This is a genomic window from Marinobacter sp. DUT-3 (genome assembly GCF_050379435.1).
GTDB lineage: Bacteria > Pseudomonadota > Gammaproteobacteria > Pseudomonadales > Oleiphilaceae > Marinobacter.
The window spans coordinates 127,825-146,919 of record NZ_JBNRMG010000008.1; the positions used below are offsets into that span (position 1 = coordinate 127,825).

At 60.2% G+C, this 19,095-nt stretch carries 14 protein-coding genes and 1 tRNA gene; 6 read left to right on the forward strand and 9 right to left on the reverse strand.

Features of this window, described 5'->3' with window-relative positions; translation table 11 throughout:
• Positions 1–32 precede the first annotated feature (32 nt).
• Positions 33–2,561 (reverse strand): chemotaxis protein CheB, encoded by a 2,529-nt coding sequence (locus ACQUWM_RS12775; RefSeq protein WP_428922410.1) that lies wholly within the window; start codon positions 2,559–2,561, stop codon positions 33–35.
• On the reverse strand, positions 2,561–3,178 hold the full coding sequence (locus ACQUWM_RS12780; protein WP_428922411.1) for a PAS domain S-box protein: 618 nt from the start codon (positions 3,176–3,178) through the stop codon (positions 2,561–2,563). Before ACQUWM_RS12780 ends, ACQUWM_RS12775 begins: the two co-directional genes overlap by 1 nt.
• 226 nt (positions 3,179–3,404) lie before the next feature.
• Between ACQUWM_RS12780 and ACQUWM_RS12785 the strand changes: the two genes are divergently transcribed.
• On the forward strand, positions 3,405–4,772 hold the full coding sequence (locus ACQUWM_RS12785) for a diguanylate cyclase domain-containing protein (RefSeq protein WP_428922412.1): 1,368 nt from the start codon (positions 3,405–3,407) through the stop codon (positions 4,770–4,772).
• 38 nt (positions 4,773–4,810) lie between these two features.
• On the opposite strand, the gene ACQUWM_RS12790 is transcribed toward ACQUWM_RS12785, so the two are convergent.
• Together ACQUWM_RS12790 and cra are read right to left on the reverse strand one after the other, a co-directional pair.
• Positions 4,811–5,533: a Crp/Fnr family transcriptional regulator gene (locus tag ACQUWM_RS12790; protein ID WP_428922413.1), complete on the reverse strand. Its 723-nt coding sequence runs from the start codon at positions 5,531–5,533 to the stop codon at positions 4,811–4,813.
• A 132-nt stretch (positions 5,534–5,665) separates the two neighbouring features.
• Positions 5,666–6,679: a catabolite repressor/activator gene (cra, locus tag ACQUWM_RS12795; protein WP_428922414.1), complete on the reverse strand. Its 1,014-nt coding sequence runs from the start codon at positions 6,677–6,679 to the stop codon at positions 5,666–5,668.
• Between the two features lie 151 nt (positions 6,680–6,830).
• Between cra and ptsP the strand changes: the two genes are divergently transcribed.
• The 4 genes from ptsP (at position 6,831) to ACQUWM_RS12815 (ending at position 12,914) form a co-directional block, all read left to right on the forward strand.
• Positions 6,831–9,662, forward strand: a complete 2,832-nt coding sequence (ptsP, locus tag ACQUWM_RS12800; RefSeq protein ID WP_428922415.1) for a phosphoenolpyruvate--protein phosphotransferase — start codon at positions 6,831–6,833, stop codon at positions 9,660–9,662.
• Positions 9,662–10,627 (forward strand): 1-phosphofructokinase, encoded by a 966-nt coding sequence (pfkB, locus tag ACQUWM_RS12805; protein WP_428922416.1) that lies wholly within the window; start codon positions 9,662–9,664, stop codon positions 10,625–10,627. The genes ptsP and pfkB overlap by 1 nt, the downstream gene beginning before the upstream one ends.
• Positions 10,624–12,381 carry a PTS fructose-like transporter subunit IIB gene (locus ACQUWM_RS12810; protein ID WP_428922417.1) on the forward strand — a complete coding sequence of 586 codons (1,758 nt, stop codon included), beginning with the start codon at positions 10,624–10,626 and terminating at the stop codon, positions 12,379–12,381. The genes pfkB and ACQUWM_RS12810 overlap by 4 nt, the downstream gene beginning before the upstream one ends.
• A gap of 140 nt (positions 12,382–12,521) precedes the next feature.
• Entirely contained in the window at positions 12,522–12,914 is a 393-nt protein-coding gene (locus tag ACQUWM_RS12815; protein WP_407001658.1) for a globin, read from the forward strand.
• Between the two features lie 70 nt (positions 12,915–12,984).
• Here the strand turns inward: ACQUWM_RS12815 and ACQUWM_RS12820 are convergent, their stop codons facing one another.
• Both ACQUWM_RS12820 and ACQUWM_RS12825 read right to left on the reverse strand, forming a co-directional pair.
• Positions 12,985–13,356 (reverse strand): VOC family protein, encoded by a 372-nt coding sequence (locus ACQUWM_RS12820; protein WP_407001659.1) that lies wholly within the window; start codon positions 13,354–13,356, stop codon positions 12,985–12,987.
• Positions 13,357–13,609: 253 nt separating this feature from the next.
• A tRNA-Pro gene (locus ACQUWM_RS12825) sits at positions 13,610–13,686 on the reverse strand.
• 201 nt (positions 13,687–13,887) lie between these two features.
• Here ACQUWM_RS12825 and ACQUWM_RS12830 point away from each other — a divergent pair.
• Positions 13,888–15,333: a TrkH family potassium uptake protein gene (locus ACQUWM_RS12830; RefSeq protein ID WP_428922418.1), complete on the forward strand. Its 1,446-nt coding sequence runs from the start codon at positions 13,888–13,890 to the stop codon at positions 15,331–15,333.
• 13 nt (positions 15,334–15,346) lie between these two features.
• Here ACQUWM_RS12830 and gmhB read toward each other — a convergent pair whose 3' ends face one another.
• From gmhB to glyQ, 3 genes are read right to left on the reverse strand one after another with little or no spacing between them, the layout of a single operon-like run.
• Complete coding sequence (gmhB, locus tag ACQUWM_RS12835) at positions 15,347–15,895, reverse strand: D-glycero-beta-D-manno-heptose 1,7-bisphosphate 7-phosphatase (RefSeq protein WP_428922419.1); 549 nt, start codon at positions 15,893–15,895, stop codon at positions 15,347–15,349.
• Between the two features lie 24 nt (positions 15,896–15,919).
• The gene (gene glyS / locus ACQUWM_RS12840) at positions 15,920–18,001 is read right to left on the reverse strand and encodes a glycine--tRNA ligase subunit beta (RefSeq protein WP_428922420.1); all 2,082 of its coding nucleotides are present in this window, start codon (positions 17,999–18,001) and stop codon (positions 15,920–15,922) included.
• A gap of 2 nt (positions 18,002–18,003) precedes the next feature.
• Positions 18,004–19,029, reverse strand: coding sequence for a glycine--tRNA ligase subunit alpha (gene glyQ / locus ACQUWM_RS12845; protein ID WP_407001675.1), 1,026 nt, complete (start codon positions 19,027–19,029; stop codon positions 18,004–18,006).
• Positions 19,030–19,095 lie beyond the last annotated feature (66 nt).

Genomic DNA, 19,095 nt, shown 5'->3' on the forward strand with positions numbered 1-19,095 from the left:
GTAGCTGATACGCGGATCACGCCGGCGTCTGATCAGGATTCCGGGTGTTTCCGTAACGAGGATTCCAGCGTTTTGGTTGCAGTAATATCCACCAGGGTGATGACGACCCCGTCAATCACATTATCCAATCTGCGGTAAGGTATGATCCTGACCGAAAACCAGCGGTCATCGTTGGTGGTAATCTGCTTCTCACTGACCGCCAGGGTCGTCAGGGTTTGCCGGGCGTCGTCCTGAAGCTCCGGGTAACGGAGGCTGGTGGTCAGGTCGCTGAGCGGGCGGCCGATGTCGTTCTCCCGCAGGCTGATAATGGCTGCGGCCCGCTCGGTATAGCGCCGTACATTCAGGTCCTGATCCAGGAACAGAACGGCGATTTCGATGCTGTTGAGCACGTTCTGCATATCGCTCTGGGCGAGCGCGAGGTCATCCAGCTTGGTTTGCAGCTCCGTGTTAATGGTTTGCAGTTCCTCGTTCATGGACTGCATTTCTTCTTTGGACGTTGTCAGTTCCTCATTGGCGGACTGCAACTCCTCGTTGGTGGACTGAAGCTCTTCGTTGGACGCCTGCAGTTCCTCCCGCGTCAGCTTTGCCTGTTGCCGCAGGCTTTCAATTTCCTTCTGATACCGCTGGATTTCCGCAGCGTGGTCCGATTCGTTGGCCGAGCCCGGTTTGCGGCGCCGGGAGGTCGCCGTCGCGGGAGCATCGCGGAACACCACCATGGTCATGCCCTTCAGGGCATCGGGGTCACGGATGGTCTGAAGGGTTACGTCAACGGCCTGAGTGCCAGCCTCGGTTTTCACCAATAATCCTGTGAGCTCCACCGGTTCTGTTTGGCCGGGCGTTTGTTTCAATGCGGTATACAGGGGTTCGCGCAACCCTTCCCGGGCCATGGCATGGATGTTCCAGTTGGCCTTGCCGGCTGCGGGTTCCAGATACTTGCCGGTACGCCCGCTGATATAAACGATATCAGCGTCTGCATTGAGCACCACGGCGGCCGGTGAATAGACCTGCAGCAGCAGATAATCCGCGGCGGATTGCAGGGTGGTGGCAGCCTCTTGTGAGGGAACCTGGTTGGATGGCACGGAATGCTCCTTCGGCAGGGTGGACATCGGAGGAAACGATTTTAGCAGGAAGTCAGAGTGGCGGTCGGATTGGAAGGGTTTGCATCGGTACAGGCGCATTTTCGGTTTCAGCGGTGAGAACAGATGATTCAGCCGGCCAATGGTTTCCGAGCTGCCGAGCATCAACAATCCGTTGGGACGAAGGCTGTAGTGGAACAGAGGCAGTATCCGGCGCTGCAGGGTGATATCGAAATAAATCAGCAGGTTGCGGCAGGCAATCAGGTCCAGCTTGGTGAACGGTGGATCCAGAATGACATCGTGCCGGGCAAACAATACCTTGTCCCGTATCGATGGACGTATCTGGTAATGATTGTCGTGTTTGGTGAAAAAGCGCGCCAGCCGGGTTTCCGACACGGAGTCTGCAATATTCAGTGGGTATTGCCCTCGCCGTGCCACGGTAATGGCTTCCGGGCTGATATCAGAGGCAAAGATCTGCAGGTCCAGTTTCCGGCCAGGTCCGATGTGTTCCTGCGCTTCGGTGAACGCAATGGCCAGGGAATAGGCCTCCTCCCCGGTTGAACAGCCCGCTACCCAGACGCGCAGGGTGTGTTCCGGTGACTGCCGGGAAAGGAGTTCTGGCAGCCCCGTATCGATCAGGTAGTCCCAGGTTTCGGGATCCCGGAAAAACTGGGTAACACCGATCAGCAGTTCCCGGAACAACAGCTCTACTTCCTGGTTGTTTTCGGTCAGGAAGCGGGTGTAATCGGTCAGATCAGAGATGCCATGAATGGCCATGCGGCGCTCGATCCGCCGGTTCAGGGTCGTCGGCTTGTAAAGGGAAAAATCGTGCCGGGTGTGCTGCCGCAGCAAGCGAAGGACGGGGTCCAGCCGTGTCAGCGAAGTGTGGGCCTTGGGAGTATGTTCCGGGCTATGGCCCGGCTCGGGAACGCGCCGGACATAGGCCAGTATGCGTTCCGGTAATTCATCGGCCGGCGCCACAATGTCGGCACAACCCGCGGCGATGGCGCTTTTGGGCATGGCATCGAACTGGGCCGAATCAGGACTCTGCACCACCGACAGCCCGCCAGTGGCCTTTATGGCCTGCAGCCCGAGGGTGCCATCAGAGCCCATGCCGGAAAGTACAACGGCAATGGCCCGCTCACTCTGTGCGCTGGCCAGGGATGAGAACAGTACATTGATGGGCAGGCGTAGCCCCCGGGGTTGCGCTGGCTGATCCAGCTTCAGGGTGTCATCAACCACCCGCAGCTCCCGGTTCGGCGGGATGACATAGACCGAATCCGCACGAACCGGCATGTTCTGCTCCACTTCATACACCGGCATTTCGGTATAGCGTTGCAGGAGTTCCGGCAGCATTGCCTTCTGGGTCGGGTCCAGATGCTGTACCACCAGAAACGCCATGCCGGTATCGCACGGCGTATTGCGAAAGAAGTCCTCAAGGGACGCCAGGCCGCCGGCGGACGCGCCGATACCAACGATCCGCATCAGGACCTGGCGGAGTCTGTCACGGCTTCAGTGAGGATTATCAGAACACAGTCACCGGAGACGGCAGAACTTGCGGTGATCGTCAGCCTCCTGAGATCCGGGAGCTCAACCGATACGCTTGCGGCACCCTTTGTACCTGAGTCTTGTTCTTTCGTCTTTCTGAGCAGAGCGTTCACTGCACCTTCCTGGCCGGGCGCCAGAAGCGCCTGCAGGGGCTTTCCGATCAGTGGCTGTGCGGATTCATCGAAAAGTACGCCTGCGGCCTGGTTGCCATCAATAATGTCACCGTCGTTAGCGACGATCAGATAGGCGGCGGGAGCCAGCTCATAGAGCGACTTGTAGTATGCCAGTTCCTCGCTGATTTCGTGTTCATTAGCCTGAAGCTGCTCATACAGAAGATCAAGCTCCACCTGATAGGTCTGAAGCTCATGGAGCAGTTTGAGGGCGTCGGCAGCGGATTCGGGTTTGCTCGCGCGCTGGTAAAGCAGTTGCAGCGCATCCACGCTGAGCGTACCGCTATGGTTGGGTGGCGGCACACCGTGGTCGATCAGATCCCTGGCGCTGCGGCGCAGCCGTTCATGGTTTCCGGCATTCGATTTTCCGTGGGTGTCTTCCATCGTGTCTCCCAAAAAAGTGCGCCCCAAAACCGGTTTCAGAGTTACATCAATTGAGTCTACTCCACCCTGAGGTCCCGTAATAGCGAGTGTTGGATGTTTCCGCCCAGAGGAATTCTCCTGTGTGCGTTAGCGAACGGACGATGTGCGGCCTGAGCCCCTAGTGTTACAGACGAGATACATTGCCGACCCGTGAAGCCGCGGAAATATCGAAAACAGGGAGTAAACCATGCTGCGATATCGAGATTTCTTCCCGATGGCGGCGGACACACAGGCCAACGCCGGCCTGGAAAAGAGCATTCCACTGAGTGATGCCCTGCCGTTGGGCATCCTGGTGACGGACCAACATGGCAAATGCCTCTATAGCAATGCGGCCTATCAGAAGCTCTGTGGCTGGCCCGCGGACGAGCTGATCGGATCGCACTGGAGTTCGGTTGTCCACCCGCTGGATCATGACAGGATCCTTCGGCACTGGAACGCGGCGGTGCAGGGGCATAAGGCGTTCCTGTGTGAAGCGCGGTTAAAGCGTGCAAACGGAGAGGTTATCTGGACCCGCCACAACGCGGCGATGCTGACCGATAATGTGCCCGGCGCTGGCTATGTGCATACGATAGAGGATATCACCATCTATAAAGCCCGTGAGCGGGCGGGGCGGAAGGCCGAGGAACAGCTGTACGAGGAGAAGGAGCGGGCCCAGGTCACCCTCGACTCCATTGGTGACGCGGTGTTGAGCACTGATATTGACGGGCGGGTTTCCTACATGAATCTGGTGGCGGAGACGCTGACTGGCTTCAGCCGCTACGAGGCCATCGGGCGGCCCTTGAGTGACATTTTTCGTGTGGTGGACGCGAGTACCCACAAACCGAAAGCTGATCCGGCCCGGCGCGCCATTCAGTCAGACAGCATTGTGGCACTGGAAGCGAACGCACTGTTGGTGGCCAAAGATGGCGTAGAGCTGGCGATCGAAGACTCGGCGGCGCCTATCCACAACCGCTTCGGTGTCGTTGTCGGAGCTGTGATTGTATTCCATGACGCCCGCTTTTCCCGGGAAACCACCGCCCGCATGGCGTATCTTGCCCAGCATGATGAGCTGACCGGCCTGCACAACCGCAACGCGTTCTATGAGCGATTCGAGCAGTCCCTTGCGTTGGCCCGGCGGCACAGCAAACAGATGGGACTGTTGTTTATTGACCTTGATAATTTCAAGGATATCAATGATGTTCTCGGTCATGACAGCGGCGACATTATCCTGGCGGCACTGGCCGGCAAACTGCAGAGTTGTGTAAGGGCGACGGATACTATCTGCCGCTATGGTGGCGATGAGTTTGTAGTGTTGTTAAGCGAGATCGCCCAGCCCGATCACGCCTTTGCCGTGGCCGACAAAATACGCGAAGCGGTTGCTGTTCCCATAGATATCGAAGGGCATGAGGTGGCGCTCAAGCTCAGTATCGGGGTGAGCGTGTATCCCGACAACGGCGAGACCGCCGAGGAGCTCCTGAAACAAGCGGATACTGCCATGTACCAGGTCAAGATACTGAACCGGCGGCCCGTGATCGGGGGGCTGACTCCTGTCCCGGAAAGACAACAATCAACCTAGTGTCCCGCAGTAGGTTAACGAATTAGCCAGGCGGGACACTAGTACTTCAGGTGGTCGGTAGCCAGACGGTCGGTTTCCCGCTTCACCACGGCGTAGCATTCACAGGAGAGCGCTTCGAGGCGTGACCTGTCAATGACCGTTATGTGGCCGCGATGATATTCGATGACGCCCAGTTTCTGTAGCTTGCCAGCGGCCTCGGTGACGCCTTCCCGGCGGACGCCCAGCATGTTGGCGATCAGCTCCTGGGTCATCGTCAGCTGGTTGTCTGGAAGGCGATCAAGGGATAGCAGCAGCCAGCGACACAGTTGCTGATCGATCGAGTGGTGGCGATTGCATACGGCGGTCTGGGACATCTGGGTGATCAGCGCCTGGGTATAGCGCAGCATCAGGACCCGCACGTCGGCGTCGTTGTTGAATTCACCCTTGAGTTCCGTCGAAGGCATCCGGTAAGCAAAGCCCCGGCTTTGCACGATGGAACGGCTGGGGGTGCTGTCTCCTCCCATGAACACCGCAATACCAGCCATACCCTCGTTACCCACCACCGAGATTTCGGCGGAAGCGCCGCTGAGCATCACGTAAAGCAGTGAAATGATGCAATTGGTCGGGAAATAGACAAAATCGATGGGCTGGCCGGATTCGTAAATCACGTCGCCCAGCTTCATTTCAACCAGTTTGAGCCGAGGAAAAATCCGTTCTTTGGCACTGTCCGGCAAGGCGGCCAGCAGATGATTCTGCTCGGGGACGATTGATGTGTCAGTCATTGTCACCTCCCTGGCAGAGTTGTGGTTGATGATGGCATGTCCTGTGCTGGTGTTCGGTGGCGGCTGGAGTGTGCACGCCATTAACCACATGAAGCTAACACAAAGTCATCATTCTGGCTGCAACATTATCGTTTAATGATGGTCTCCGCGGTTGAGTCTGGCCACTGGTCGCTTTTTGAGCGTCCGGTTAATGGTGACCGTTTTAACTGCGCTCTCATGTCCAATAGCGGCTATCGCCTGTGCCAGGGTCGCTGTGGCAATGGCCTCATGATTCTGGGGCAGGGAGTTTACCGCAAGGGGCAGGAAGTCCAGCAGGCGGTCATCGCCGAAGGTGGCCAGGCGCAGGTTGTCCGGCAGTCCCCCGGGTTGTTCGAGCAGCACATCCAGAACCCCCTGAAGCAGGGTGTAGGATGCGGTTACCAGGGCGTCTGGAAGGCCCTGATCCCGGAGAACCCGCTGCATCATTGCGGCACCGGAAGCGCGGTCATAATGGGGGCCGCTTTCTACGATGGTTGTGACACCGGCGTGATTGGCGGCGGCCAGAAAACCCTCGCGGCGCTCCCGTGTCATGGCAATCCCGGGTACGGCATCCAGCCAGGCGATGGTCGCGGTATCACTGTCCAGCACGGACCGGGTCAATGCTTCCGCTGCGGTCTTGTTGTCGCTGACCACGCAGCGGATCACATCCGGTGACTGGGCCCGGTCCACCGCAATCACCGGCAGGCCGTCCTGCTGTAATCCAGGGTAGAAAGAATCGTCCCGGGCCAGGGCACTGGCGACGATCAGCGCATCGCAGCGCCGCGCCTTGAGGGCCAGGGCTAACGCTTTTTCGGTGTCCGGGTTATCGTCCGAGCCGGCAATCAGCAACTGGTAGCCCTGGGCGCGGGCGCCTTGTTCCAGCAGTTTGGCGAGCCGGGCGTAACTGGTGTTCTCCAGATCCGGCAGGATGAATCCCAGCGTTCGGCTCGCGCCTCCCCGCAGGGCGGCGGCCTGGGTATCTGGCTGGAAGTTGTGTTCGCGGGCCACCGCCAGAACCTTGTCGATGGTGTCCGGCTTGATCCGCCGTGCCGCGCCCTGGCCATTGATGACATAGCTGGCGGTGGTTCTTGATACACCGGCCAGTCGGGCTAGTTCGGCGAGTGTCATGAACGGCTACTCCCTCGGTTTGTTTTCGACATCCAGAGATTGCTTGATTTCTGATCATATCTGTTTCATTATCGATTTTAAGCATGCTGACACGATTCAGCAACGAAAATATGATACCGCCGTATCACAACAACAAAGCGAGGCAACGATCATGCTGACGCTGACCGCCAACGACGTTCGACTCGGTGTAACCGCCACTGACTGGCAGGATGCACTGCAGCAGGCTGCCCGGGATCTGGAATCGGCCGGCCGCACTTCTACAGATTACCTGGCCGGCATGATGGCCCGGGAACAGCAGTCTTCTACCGTTCTGGGTAACGGCATTGCCATTCCCCACGGTACCCCTGAAAGTCGTGATGCGGTGCTGGATACCGGTATCCGCATTCTGCAGTTCCCACAAGGCATAAACTGGCACGATGGCGCCCGCGTTCATGTACTGGTGGCCATTGCCGCCCAGTCCGACGAGCACCTGGATATCCTGAGGCATCTGACCCGTGTGCTGGACAAGCCGGGCCTCGCCGACCAGTTGGCGAAGACGGCGGATGCCTCCGAACTGGTGGCACTGCTGTCCCGGGCGCCGGTGGTGTCGAAATGCGATGGTGACACCCTGTGCCTGGGGGTGGAGGCCCGAACAGCCAATGAGCTGGCGTTGATCGCGGCGGCCCGTCTGCAGAGTCTCCAGTGCGTGGGCACGGACTTCCTCAGCGAGATCGTTGGCCAGCCGCCGGTTGCGCTTGGGCAGGGGTTCTGGCTGACCCATCATACCGTCGGTGCCAAACGCCCCACCCTGTCACTGGCGACCCCAAAAAAGCCAACGGCGGAACTCAAGGGTGTGTTCTGTCTCGCCGGTCAGGGGGATGAATGCCATGACCTGCTGGACCGTATCGATAACTTCCTTGCCCGCAATGAGCCCATCGAAGGGTTGGGTGCCGACGCCGTGCTGGCGCGGTTGTCCGGTGAAGCGGCGAATGCGGTTACCGCAAAAGTGACCCTGCTCAATGCCCACGGACTGCATGCCCGACCGGCGAAACAACTGGTGCAGGAAGCCAGGCGTCACAATGCCTGTATTCGGGTGCGATTGCTGGACGGCGATGGTAGCGCGGTGTCCGCCACCAGCCTGACCCGGGTAATCGGTCTGGGCGCCCGCCGTGGTCAGGTGCTGTTGCTGTCGGCCACGGGCGAGGACGCTGAACAGGCCATTGCGGACCTGTCCCGGGCGATTACCGAAGGGTTGGGAGAAGAGGTTGCCCCGTTGCGGTCCAGTGAACAGGACGGGCTGGAGCAATCCCGGGCCGCACCCGATCCGTTGGTGGACGACCAGCCACTGAAGGCCGTTGCGGCCTCCCCCGGTTTGGCCCTGGCGCCGGCGTTCGTCCTGCGCCAGCCCACCCTGGATTACCCCGCCACCGCTGACGACAGTGAGCAACAGATCCAGCGGCTGAGTCGGGCCATTGACGACGCCGACGGCCAGTTGCGTACCCTGATTCGTCACGCCGAAGGTGGCGAGGCGGCGCCGATCCTGTCGGTGCATGTGGAAATGCTGCAGGACGATGACCTCTACCAGGCGGCACTGGAAGCCATCAACGAAGGCGGGTCCGCCGAGGCGGGCTGGTGGAAGGCCATCGATACCGCGGCCAGGGCCCAGGAAGCGTTGGCCGACCGCCTGCTGGCAGAACGTGCCGCTGACCTGCGGGACGTCGGCCGGCGCGTGCTCGCCAATCTTTGTGGTGTGACCATGCCGACGCCACCGGAGGCACCCTACATACTGGTGGCGGATGACCTCGGGCCTTCCGATGTCGCCCGCCTGGATACCTCCCGGGTTCGCGGTCTGGTGACCGCCCGTGGCGGCGCCACCTCCCACAGCGCCATTCTCGCCCGTGCCCTGGGGTTGCCAGCGGTAGTGGGGGCCGGGGAACAGGTGCTGACCATTGCCGATGGCGCCGACCTGGTGGTGGATGGCGAGCGTGGCTGCCTGGTACCCAATCCCGGTGCGGAGCGTTGCGAGCGCATCCGTCGCCGGTTGGAACAGCTGGAAACCCTGCAGGCACAAGCCCATGAAAATCGTCACCAATCCGCCACCACCCGTGACGGCCACACTCTGGAGGTCTGCGCCAACCTCGGCAATACTGCGCACACGCCGGATGCGGTGGAGCGGGGGGCGGACGGCATAGGGCTGCTGCGCACCGAATTCATCTTCATGGCACACCCGGAAGCACCGGATCTCGACACCCAGGTGCGGGAATACCGCCATGCCTTCGACGCCCTGAACGGTCTGCCCCTGGTGGCCCGCACCCTGGATGTCGGGGGTGACAAACCGCTGGATTACTGGCCCTTGCCCCAGGAAGACAATCCGTTTCTGGGCATGCGCGGCATTCGCCTGTCGCTGACCCGACCGGAGATTCTTGAAACCCAGGTGCGCGCGCTGTTAACCGCTGCCGGCGACCGTCCGCTGCGCATCATGTTTCCAATGGTCAAGGACCTGGAGGAGTTCCGCGCCGCCCGGGAGATTGTGTCAAAGGTTCAGGCTGAAGTGCCCGCCAGCGACGTCCAGGTGGGGGTAATGATCGAGATCCCCTCCTGTGCCCTGCTGGCACGAACCCTGGCGCCGGAAGTGGATTTCTTCTCCATTGGCACCAACGACCTGACCCAGTACACCCTGGCCATCGATCGCGGCCACGGTCAGTTGTCCGCCGAGTCCGATGGCCTGCACCCGGCGGTGTTGCGCCTGATCCAGCTGACGGTGGAAGCCGCCCATGCCCACGATCGCTGGGTGGGGGTGTGCGGCGAGCTGGCTTCCGATCCCCAGGCGATTCCCGTGCTGGTGGGGCTGGACGTGGATGAGCTGTCGGTGACCAGCCGCCGGGTGCCGCTGGTCAAGGCCTGCATCCGTGGCCTGACCCTGGACGGCGCCCGTCAGCAGGCGGAACTGGCCCTCGGCAAGGCCAGCGCGGCGGAAGTCCGCGATGCCCTGGAGGCACTGTGATGGCCAGCATTCTCTGCATCACGCTTAATCCCGCCCTGGATCTGACTGCCGACACTTCCACGGTCATTCCGGGCAGTGTGAACCGGGCCGAAAGTACCCGTCTGGATGCCGCCGGTAAGGGTATCAATGTCGCGCGGGTGCTGGCGCGACTGGGCCATTCGGTGACGGTCAGTGGGTTTCTGGGGGAGGCCAATGCCGCGCCCTTTGAACGACTGTTTGCAGACGAGAACCTGCAGGACGAATTCGTCCGGGTGCCCGGCCAGAACCGCATCAATATCAAGATTGCAGAACATGATGGCCGGGTGACGGAGCTGAACGGTCCGGGCTTTGAGGTCACGGGAGAGGCGTTGACGCAGCTAGAGCGTCGACTGGCGTTACTGATCCCCAAAAGTGACGCGGTAGTGATCGGTGGCAGTCTGCCGGGCGATTTTCCCGAATCTTCCCTGGCTGCATTGATTACAGGGATCAACGATGCGGCAAAGCCGGTATGGCTGGATACCAGTGGTGAAGCGTTGAAAGCCGGTGTGAAGGCTATGCCTACGGCCGTTAAACCCAACATTGATGAGCTCGCGGATTGGGCCGGTTCTTCTCTGGATTCTCTGGCTGCGGTGGCCGACGCCGCGGCCAGGCTGCAGTCAACCGGGATCTCGCAGGTCATCGTCTCTATGGGGCCGGACGGTGTGCTTTGGCTCTGCTCCGGCGGGAGTCTGCGGTCGTCACCCCCGGCGGTGTCCGTGGCCAGCACCGTCGGTGCGGGCGACACCCTGCTGGCGGGGATGGTGCATGGTGACCTCAGTCGCCATGGGGCGGAGCAGGTACTGGCCTTCGCCACGGCTCTGTCCGCGGAATCCGTCCAACATGTCGGTGTTGGCAACCCCGCCGCGCCGGCATTCCAGAAACTGCTTGAACAAACCCGGGTTCGGCCCTGGCCGGGCGAGAACAACAATGGGGAGATGCCGTTATGAATGTGATTCTTGTGACTTCCTGCCCCCAGGGCGTGGCCACCAGCTTTCTGGCGGCCCGGGCCCTGGAGCGGGCCGCCAGGCAACGCGGGTGGCATGTGACCACCGATATCCGTGGCCCCGGAGGGAAGGCGTCGTCGGCCCCGGATGACGCCACTATCCACGATGCGGATCTGGTCATCGCTGCCCTTGGCGTACCGGTGGATCTTAGCGCCTACGCTGGCAAGCCGCTGTATCAGTTGACGGTGACCGCCGCCCTGCCGGATCCCGCAGCCGTTCTGGACAGCGCGGTACAGGAAGCAACGCCCTGGGATCCGGAGGCGGCGGATGACGTTCCGGAAACCGCTTCACCGGCTTCCATGGGTAGTGGCCGGACGATTGTTGCCGTCACGGCCTGCCCCACCGGCGTCGCCCACACGTTTATGGCGGCTGAAGCCCTGACGGCGGCGGCGCAGGAAGCCGGGCACCACATCCGGGTAGAAACCCAGGGCTCGGTGGGCGCCCAGGATCCCCTGACCGACGAGGAAATCAAGGCAGCTGACGTGGTCATCCTCGCCTGCGATATCGAGGTCGACCCCAGCCGTTTTGCCGGTAAACCGGTGTGGCGTACCTCGACCGGTGCGGCGCTGAAGAAACCGGCGGACACCGTGCGCGAGGCCCTGTCGGATGCCGTTGTCCTGGATACGGACCAGCAGAAGGTGAGCGCCAGTGCCGGCAGCGGAGAGAAACGTGGCCCATACAAGCACCTGCTGACCGGGGTGTCGTTCATGCTGCCGATGGTGGTTGCCGGCGGCCTGCTGATTGCCCTGTCCTTTGTGTTCGGTATCGAGGCGTTCCAGGAAGAAGGCACCCTGGCGGCTGCGTTGATGCAGATCGGCGGTGGTACCGCCTTCAAGCTGATGATCCCGTTGCTGGCCGGTTACATTGCCTGGTCCATTGCCGACCGCCCCGGGCTGGCGCCGGGCATGATCGGTGGCTTCCTGGCGGGCGAGCTCGGCGCCGGCTTTCTCGGCGGTATCGCCGCCGGTTTCCTGGCGGGTTATGTGGCCCGATTTATCAGCCAGAAACTGCCCATGCCGGAGAGCATTGAGTCTCTCAAGCCGATCCTGATCATTCCGTTACTGGCCAGCCTGGTGACCGGTCTGGGCATGATATACGTGCTGGGCGAGCCCATGGCCGCCATCATGGATGGATTGACCGGTTTCCTGGAGAGCATGGGCACCACCAATGCCATTGTGTTGGGCGGCATCCTCGGCGCGATGATGTGTTTCGATCTGGGCGGACCGGTCAACAAGGCGGCCTATACCTTCGGGGTGGGGCTGTTATCCGAGGGCAGTGGCGGTTCCGCGCCCATGGCCGCCATTATGGCGGCGGGCATGGTGCCGGCCATTGGCATGGGTGTGGCCTCATTTGTGGCACGCCGCAAGTTTGCGGAAGCCGAGCGCCAGGCCGGTAGGGCGTCGTTCGTGCTGGGACTTTGCTTCATTTCCGAGGGCGCCATTCCGTTCATGGCCAAGGATCCGTTGCGGGTGATCCCGGTATGCATGATTGGCGGCGCGATTACGGGTGCCCTGTCGATGCTGTTCACGGTCAAGCTGATGGCGCCCCATGGCGGGTTGTTTGTGTTGGCGATACCCAATGCCGTCAGCGTGGTGTTGCCCTACCTCCTTGCCATCGCAGTCGGTTCGCTGGTAATCGGGTTCGGATACGCGCTGATAAAGACCGGCAAGGCGGAGGTGGTGCCCGGTCCTGCCTGATGGCAGGGGCAACCCACTGCAAATACCCACATAAAAAACATGGTTACAATTGCTGACAGAAATTCCCCGGAAAATCTCTAGAATTCATCGGCATAAAGGACGGAGGTCGTCCCTGTCACTGATTAAGGGGTAATCCTGGGATGAACAATACGGATCTGGTGTTTCAGAGCTACGGACGTTGCTGCAAGGACGAACAGTTCTTTGTGGATTTCTATGATCACTTTATGGGCAGCTCTGACGCCATTCGCAATCGTTTTGTGAACACCGATATGGCGGCTCAGCGCCATTTGTTGCGCAACGGCATCATGCAGCTGATTCTTGTCGCCCGGGGCATGTCGGATCGCAAGCTCCGGGATCTGGGGGAAAGTCACAGTCGCCATCATTACGACATCAGTCCGGAATGGTACGACTTGTGGCTTGAGGCTCTACTGAGAACCGTGCGGATGCATGATCCCGAGTACACGCCGGAGCTCCGTGAGGCGTGGGAACAGGTTCTCAAACCGGGAATCGAGATTATCCGCGGTGCTTATTGAGGCTCGGATTGCTCTGGCATGAGCCAGGTTTTTTGGAAATCAAATGGCCCCCGGATGAGGGCCGCTTCTGTTAACCGAAGTGGAAAAACGCCAGCTTGTTGCCGTCCGGGTCTTTCACGTAGGCGCCATAGAACTGATTCGGAATGCGCTGGCCCGGCTCACCGTCACAGGTCGCACCCAAATCAATCGCCTTGTGGTAGTGGGCATCCACCGCCTCCTTCGACCCTGGATGAATGGCCACCATGTTGCCATTACCCGGGTGATTCGGTTCACCGTTATACGGTTTGCAAACCGCCAGCATGGGAGAGCCCATGTTCTTGCCGATGAACGCGATGCGTTCCATATCCAGCAGCACTTTCGCACCCAGGTCGCCGAGCAGATCTGTGTAGAACTGCTTGGCCTTGTTCATATCGCTGACGCCAATGGTTACGTATCCGATCATGTTGTTCTCCGGTGTTGGTCCTGACTTCGTTTGTTGATGTTGCTGTGTTGCTGATCATGCCTCTGACCTCTTGTCTTTGTCTGCAACGCGAGACGCTTGAGGTAAATCAAAGCCTATCAAACAAAGTGGTCTAACTGGCGACTACCGGCCACCAGCCAGAGACAGGTACTTTCTCTGGTGCCGATACCGGTCCGAGAATATTCTCAAAAAGATATAGGGGGAAGATACGGAGACTACTGAAAAGACGGGAAAGTGGTCGGCGTGGCAGGATTCGAACCTGCGACCCCTTCGTCCCGAACGAAGTGCGCTACCAAGCTGCGCCACACGCCGATCAACGGCCGGTATTATACGGATTCGCTCTGGTTTTACCAGCCCCACTCGTGGGTCGGGTGCAAAAAAACCGGCCGGAATTTATGCACCACGGCATGGGAAATCACCGGTAAAGGGTGTATAAAACTCCCTCCAAGCGTGGTGTGTCCGGTTAGTGTGCCGCACCCTTCCTGCTAACGACCAATCAGGGTTCTGCTTGTTGTGAATATCCTGCCAATTGTTCAGATTCTGGGCTTCCTTCTGATCCTGCTCAGTTTTCTGATGACGTTACCTGTAAACCTGCTGATGTTCGGTGAGACGCCGGACTGGCTGGCGTTTGTAAAGTCCGCCGTCGTTTGCTTTGCGATTGGCCTGACTGCCTTGTTGCTCGCGGGACGGGAAAAACACGCGCTCCGACAGCGCCAGATGTTCATGTTGACGGTATCCGCCTGGGTCATTATTCCGCTGTTCTCCAGTTTGCCGCTGTTGTTGAGCGACATGAAGCTGACAGTGACTGATGCCTTTTTTGAGAGTATCTCCGGGGTGACCACAACAGGCTCAACGGTTTTAAGCGGACTGGACCATCTGCCCGATGATATCCTGTTGTGGCGTTCGATCATGCAGTGGATGGGGGGTATCGGTATTATCGGAATGGCAGTCGCCATCCTGCCATTCCTGAGAATTGGTGGCATGCGGCTGTTTGCCACGGAATCTTCCGAGTGGAGTGAAAAAGTGGTCCCCCGCACCAACAGCCTGGCCAGGAGCCTGGTGGTTATATACCTGGGGCTGACGTTCAGCTGTATTCTTACCTACTGGCTGCTTGGCATGGATCTGTTCGGCGCACTGAACCATGCCCTGACTACCGTCTCCACTGGCGGATATTCAACATCTGACAATTCCATGGGCCAGTTCGATTCGCCCTCTATCCTGCTTGCGTCCACCCTGTTCATGGCCACCGGGGCGATGCCATTTTTCCTCTTTGTCCGGTTTATCCACGGCCAGCGCCAACCTCTTCTCAGGGATCAGCAGGTGCGCTTTTTCCTCGGATTGTTAGTGGTGATTGCATTAATGTTAACGATCTACCGGGTTCTGAACGAGTCCGCCAATCCCTTTGATGCGTTCGTGCACGCCTTGTTCAACGTCACCTCCGTGGTGACAACCACTGGATATGCCTCGGCGGACTATTCTCTCTGGGGGCCATTCGCGGTGGTGGTTTTCCTGTTTATTACCTTTGTGGGCGGGTGTTCGGGATCGACTTCCGGAGGGATGAAAATTTTCCGTTTTCAGCTATCCATGCTGCTACTTCGTGAACAGGTTCGGCGCCTGCTCCATCCCCGTGCGGTATTTGCCCGGCATTACAATGGCAGGGTCATTGGTGACGACATCGTCGCGTCCAGTGTGGCATTTTCCTTCATTTTTCTCGCGACCCTGGCCGTGGTTACCGCTATTCTCGGGGCCCTCGGTCTGGATCTGGTCACCAGCCTTTCCGGCGCCGCCACGGCGCTGACCAATGTCGGGCCCGGTCTTGGCGATATCATCGGGCCGGCGGGCAATTTTCAGCCCCTGCCTGACACCGCCAAATGGGTGCTGATGGTTGCCATGGTGTTGGGGCGGCTGGAGCTGTTGAGCGTTTTTGTCATGCTCTCACCGGATTTCTGGCGAAGCTGAGCCGCCAGCCGGATCAGGGATTGGTCCAGATCACCCAGTCAGCGAAGGTGGCCAGGTTGTCGAAATGACGGACACCCGGGAGTGGCCGGGTTTCAAGGTGGTGTGTGGTATCCATGCCATTGCCGGTCATCACCAGAACCGGCTGGCAACCGGCATTCAGCCCGGCCTCAAGATCCTTACGGCTGTCGCCAACCATAATGGCCCCTTGCAGGTTATCCAGATGAAAGTGATCGCGGATCTGGTCCAGTAAGCCGGTCAGTGGTTTGCGGCAGGCGCACTGGTCCGTAGGGTGGTGCGGGCAATAGGCAATGATATCGATGCAACCGCCTTGCGCTTCAACCAGCTGTTCCAGTTTATCGTGCATGGCGTCCAGTTCATCGACGCCATAGTAGCCCCGGGCGATGCCTGACTGGTTGGTGGCGATGGCGATGCGATGCCCGGCGTTACAGAGCCGGGCAATTGCCTCAATGCTGCCGGGAATGGGGATCCACTCCTCTGCTGAGCAGATGTAGCTGCCATCGTATTTGTTGATGACCCCATCCCGGTCCAGAATGATCAGCATTGTGCTTTTACGCTTGCCTCTGGCTCAGCTCGCTGTTGGCAGCAGGGAGATGTCTGCCACCCGCAGGAACAGGTTACGGAGCTGGTTGAGCATGGCCAGACGGTTATTCCGAATGGCTTCGTCTTCCGCCATCACCATGACCTCGTCAAAGAAGGTGTCTACCGGCTCGCGCAGGCTGGCCAGCGAGGTCAGCGCGGCAGCGTAGTCACCTTGCTCGAACAGCGGCAGGACCGTGTCTGCCTGCTGGCTGATCTGCTCGGCCAGTGCCTGCTCGGCCTGATCCTGCAGCAGGCCCTTGTCCACGCGTTCACCGATGGCGTCGCCACCCTGCTTGGTGAGAATGTTGGACACCCGCTTGTTGGCGCCGGCCAGGGCCAGGGCTTCCGGCAGCTGGCGGAACGCTTCCACGGCTTTCACCCGGCGGTCAAAGTCCAGCGGTTTGGTGGGACGACGGGCATGTACCGCCAGGTAGACTTCCGCACCAATGCCCTGCTCTTCGTAATGGGCCCGGAAACGTTCCAGCATGTAGTCCACCACGGTGGCGGCGGTGTCCTGCTCGGTGAGGACTGTGAAGTTCTCTTCCGCCCACTGGCAGCAGGTTTGCAGGTCCAGCGGCAGTTCGCGCTCAATGATGATGCGCAGTACGCCCAGGGAGGCGCGGCGCAGGGCGAACGGGTCGCGGGTGCCGGACGGTGGCTGGTTGATGCCGAACAGGCCGACCAGGGAATCCAGGCGGTCGGCGATGGCGACGGCACAACCGGTCAGCGTGGTGGGCAGGTCGTCACCGGCGAAGCGCGGCATGTACTGTTCGTTCAGGGCCTTGGCAACGTCTTCCGGCTCGCCGTCGTTGGTGGCGTAGTACTGACCCATGATGCCCTGGAGATCGGTGAATTCCAGAACCATCTCGGTGACCAGATCGGTCTTGGCGAGCATGGCGGCGCGCTCGGCCAGGGCCGGATCACTGCCAATGGCGTCGGCAATCTTCTTCGCCAGCGCAGCGACGCGTACGGACTTGTCATAGATGCTGCCGAGCTTATCCTGGAACACGATCGGTTTGAGCTGTTCGATACGGTCTTCCAACCGCGTCTTGCGGTCGGTCTCATAGAAGAAGGCGGCATCCGCCAGGCGTGGGCGGATCACCTTTTCGTTCCCGGAGACGACCTGGCCGGGGTCTTTGCTTTCCAGGTTGGCCACGGTGATGAACAGCGGCAACATGTCGCCATTCCCAGCAACCACGTGGAAGTATTTCTGGTGTTCCTTCATGGAGGAAATCAGAGCTTCCGCAGGGACATCCAGGAAGCGTTCCTCGAACCGGCCGATCAGCGGTACCGGCCATTCGTTCAGGGCGGTCACCTCGTCCAGCAGGTCTTCATCGATCACTGCCTTGCCGCCGGCCTCCTTCTCTGCCAGTGCTGAAACACCGGCACGGATCTGCTCCCGGCGCTCGGCGAAATCGGCAATCACATAGCCTTCCTGCTTCAGCACCACCTCATAATCGCTCGGTGTCGGCACGATCAGGGATTTCGGGCAGTGAAAACGGTGGCCGCGGGTCTTGTTGCCCGGGGTCAGTCCCATGATGGGTGCATCAATCACCTTGTTGCCAAACAGCATGATGGCCCAGTGCACCGGCCGAACAAACTCGGTGCGGTGGGCGCCCCAGCGCATGCGCTTGGGAATGGGCAGCCCGGCCAGGGACTGATCCACCAGTTCCGGCATCAGCTCGACGGTGGGACGGCCCTTCTCGACCGTGCGGTAGACCACCCAGGCGCCCTTGTCCGTTTCCAGGGTGTCCAGTTGATCCGGGGTCACGCCCAGCGACGTGGCGAAACCGGTCAGTGCCCGGGTCGGGTTGCCGGCGTCGTCAAAGGCGGCTTTCACGGCTGGACCGCGTTTTTCCACGGACTTGTCCGGCTGGGCATCGGCCAGATCACGGACCCGTACCGCCAGACGGCGTGGTGCGGCAAAGCTTTCGACCTTGCCAAAGGCGATGCCGGCGTCTTCCAGGCCTTTGGCGATACCGGCGGAAAAGGCGTCAGAAAGCGGCTTGAGGGCCTTGGGGGGCAGTTCTTCGGTGCCCAGTTCGACCAGAAAATCCTGTGTTGCCATGATTATGCGTTCCCCTGTTCCTGCTGAACTTTCTTCGCTTTCTTACCCTTCTTGCCTTTGGCCTTTTCATCGGCGGCTTCGGCGGCGGCCAGCACTTCCTTGCGCAGCGCATCCGGCGCCAGCGGGAAGCCAAGCCTGCGGCGGCTGTCGAAGTAGGCCTGGGCAACGGCACGGGCCAGGGTGCGAACGCGCAGGATGAAGCGCTGACGCTCGGTCACGGAAATAGCGTGGCGGGCATCCAGCAGGTTGAAGGTGTGGGAGGCTTTCAGCACCTGCTCGTAGGCGGGCAGTGCCAGGCCGGCTTCGATCAGCCGCGCGCTCTCACGCTCATGGACATCGAAGCTGTGAAACAGGAACTCGGTGTCGGCATGCTCGAAGTTGTAGGTGGACATCTCCACCTCCTGCTGGTGGAAAACGTCTCCATAGGTGACCACGCCGTCCGGGCCTTCGGTCCACACCAGGTCGTACACGCTGTCCACGCCCTGCAGGTACATGGCGATGCGCTCCAGGCCGTAGGTCAGCTCGCCGGTGACCGGATAGCATTCCAGGCCACCGACCTGCTGGAAGTAGGTGAACTGGGTCACTTCCATGCCGTTGAGCCAGATTTCCCAACCCAGGCCCCAGGCGCCGAGGGTGGGCGATTCCCAGTTGTCTTCCACAAAGCGGATGTCGTGAACCAGCGGGTCCAGCCCCAGGGCCTTCAGGGAATCCAGGTACAGCTCCTGGATGTTGTCGGGCGAAGGCTTCAGTACCACCTGGAACTGGTAGTAATGCTGCAGGCGGTTGGGATTCTCGCCATAGCGTCCGTCGGTGGGACGGCGGCTGGGCTGAACGTAGGCGGCATTCCAGGTTTCGGGGCCAATGGAGCGCAGGAAAGTAGCCGGGTGAAAGGTGCCCGCACCCACTTCCATATCCAGTGGCTGGAGTACCACGCAGCCATGCTGCGCCCAGAAGTTCTGCAGAGCCAGAATCAGACCCTGGAAAGTTTTGACGTCCGGGGTATTGTGAGAAGTTGCCTTGTCTGTCACGACGATTGCCTGCTGATCGGTCTGTGTGTGGCACCCCGCCAAAAACGATGGGGTACTCTGAAAAAA